Below are 2,682 nucleotides of genomic sequence, written 5' to 3'. Positions count from 1 at the left end.
AAGCGAAGCGTCAGCAACAAATGTTTTAACTGTGCGAAAGCGAAGCGTCAGCAACAAATGTTTTAACTGTGCGAAAGCGAAGCGTCAGCAACAAATGTTTTAACTGTGCGAAAGCGAAGCGTCAGCAACAAAGCACCCAGCCGGAACGGAAATCAACCTCGCGCTATGGTGAGGAGTTTTTTATTTTGTAAAGATGGTGAACTTTCTCATATATCGTTTTGGGTAAGATATAATGAATCTAAATGATAAACGTGCAAGGTGCTGCAATTACAAAAGGTTTTATGTATCACCTAGCACAATGATTAATGTTAGAAAGGAATTCTTAGATGTGCAGCTTACATTAACATTTCTTATTTTAGGAGCGACAATTTTTGCATTTGTGACGAATAAAGTACGAGCAGATCTCGTTGCGATTGTGTCACTTTTAGCATTTGTCATTACAGATATTTTAACGCCGACAGAGGCACTAGCGGGTTTTTCGAACGCTGTAGTTTTAATGATTGCGGGGTTATTTGTTGTGGGTGCAGGAATTTTGCGAACTGGACTTGCAGGGATGGCAGGACGATTATTGTTGAAATGGTCAGGTGATAGTGAGCTGAAATTATTTGTGTTATTGCTCATTATTGTAGGGACGGTAGGTGCCTTTATGAGTAACACAGGTACTGTAGCTTTAATGATGCCGATCGTTGTTAGTATTGCGATTAGTATGAAGGAAAGTCCGTCAAAATTCTTGCTACCACTTTCTTATGTCGCGAGTCTTTCAGGGCTTATGACTTTAATTGCTTCACCAACAAATTTAATTGTCAGTCAGTTATTAGTAGATCGTGGCTATAATAAGCTTGGATTTTTCGAAGTGACGCCCATAGGTATTGTAGGGATGATTGTTGGTATTACCTATTTAGTACTTGTGCGAAATAAACTATTACCAAATGATAAGAACCGTTCACAAACAAAAGCTGACTATAAACTATCTCCGAAGAAAATTATTAAGCAATATGATTTAAACAATCGTTTGTTTAAAGTATTTGTGCCCGAAGATTCCTCGATTATAGACGCAACATTAGCAGAATTGAAGCTTCCGGCCAAATATATGCTTTGTATGATGAAAATTCATCGACGATCTCAAGAAGGCATTAGTTTTTTACCGATGACATATCAGGAAATGGCAGGTCCGACAAGTGTGATACATGCCAAAGATGAATTGTATGTCCAAGGTGAGGAAGAGAATATTCGTCGTTTTGCTGCAGATTATAGTCTAGAGATGCAGGAACTGGCTGAAGGAGAGGCTGATGATTTGGTATCGAAGCATCTTGGTATTGCTGAGGTATTATTAACGCCAAATTCCAGCTTTATTAATAAGACTGTTAGCGCCCTAGGCTTCCGAGAAAAATATAATCTTAATATAATTGGCATTAATCGTAGAGGCGGCTATAAACTCCAGGATATGGTGACACATAAATTGAAATTTGGAGATGCCATTTTAGTACAAGGTGCTTGGGATGAGATTTTGTTACTGGCAAGGGAAACACAGGATGTCGTTGTTGTGGGTCAGCCAAAGGAGCAAGCGAGTGTAGCTGCAGCCACGGGGAAAGCAGGTATTGCAGGTGTCATTATGCTTTTAATGATTGTGTTAATGGCTTTTGAAATTTTCCCTGCTGTTATTTCCGTTATGATTGGTGCCGTATTGATGATATTAACAGGTTGTTTACGTAATATGGAAGATGCGTATAGCAATATGAATTTTGAAAGTATTGTGCTTGTAGCTGCAATGCTTCCGATGGCGACTGCATTGGAGAAAACAGGTGGTATGGTTATTTTATCCGATGGTATCATTAATGCACTTGGAGATTATGGACCGTATGGAGTACTAGTTGGCGTATATATTTTAACAGTTATTTTTGGACAGTTTATTAGTAATACGGCGACTGCTGTCTTGTTCGCGCCAATTGCTATGAATGCCGCGATTGCAATGGAGGCAAGTCCAACGACATTTATGATGGCTGTTGCTGTAGCAGCAAGTATGGCGTTTGTTACTCCGATTGCTTCCCCAACAAATGCGCTAGTTATGACTGCTGGCGGTTATAAGTTTATGGACTTTGTGAAGATTGGAATTCCACTACAGATTATTATGTTTATTGTTATGATGCTGGCAATCCCATTTTTCTTTCCATTTTAAAAACTCGGTTTCTATGCCGAGTTTTTTTGTTGATTTTTTATAGAATCTATTAAATTCTTATTGAAGATTATGATAAAATTCTATTTTAGATACCAATAAAAAGTTATATTGACTTGAAATGAAGAGTCTAATGATAATTTTTTTCGTAAGTATATAAATAGGAAGTTTTTCGATGAAATGAAAAAGTATTAATTTTTATTAGAAAAAGTGTTGACCTTTTTGAATTAAGAGAGTAATATTATACGAGTCGCTAAGATAACTAGAAAACAACAATTAAATTAAATAAATTAGTTGTTGACATCGAGTTTACGACGTGATACTATATAAGAGTTGCTGCTGAGAAAATAGCAACGAAATGAACCTTGAAAACTGAACAAGCAAAACGTAATCAATAAAGTTTTTAGTAGCTAACCTTGAGTTAGTGAACGAAACAAAATTTTGGACATCAAACATGATGCCAGCAAAACAATTTGAGCTAATCAAATTTCTTTTTATGGAGAGTTTGA

2 protein-coding genes are annotated in these 2,682 nt (G+C 36.8%); both read left to right on the top strand.

Annotated elements, in window-relative coordinates; genetic code table 11:
- Positions 1 to 68 precede the first annotated feature (68 nt).
- Positions 69 to 191 (top strand): hypothetical protein, encoded by a 123-nt coding sequence (locus ACFCYJ_RS12860; protein WP_376074330.1) that lies wholly within the window; start codon positions 69 to 71, stop codon positions 189 to 191.
- Positions 192 to 298: 107 nt separating this feature from the next.
- Positions 299 to 2,176 carry an SLC13 family permease gene (locus ACFCYJ_RS12855; protein ID WP_376074329.1) on the top strand — a complete coding sequence of 626 codons (1,878 nt, stop codon included), beginning with the start codon at positions 299 to 301 and terminating at the stop codon, positions 2,174 to 2,176.
- The last annotated feature ends 506 nt before the right edge of the window (positions 2,177 to 2,682 follow it).

It is taken from the genome of Lysinibacillus sp. NPDC056232 (assembly GCF_042267565.1).
Classification (GTDB): Bacteria; Bacillota; Bacilli; order Bacillales_A; family Planococcaceae; genus Lysinibacillus.
Note: the sequence above shows the minus strand (reverse complement) of the source record. Positions and strands in the feature narration are given on the sequence as shown.

Excerpts from the sequence above, each read along its gene's own strand:
- ACFCYJ_RS12855 (WP_376074329.1), top strand. The coding sequence starts at position 299 with ATGATTAATGTTAGAAAGGAATTCTTAGATGTGCAGCTTACATTAACA.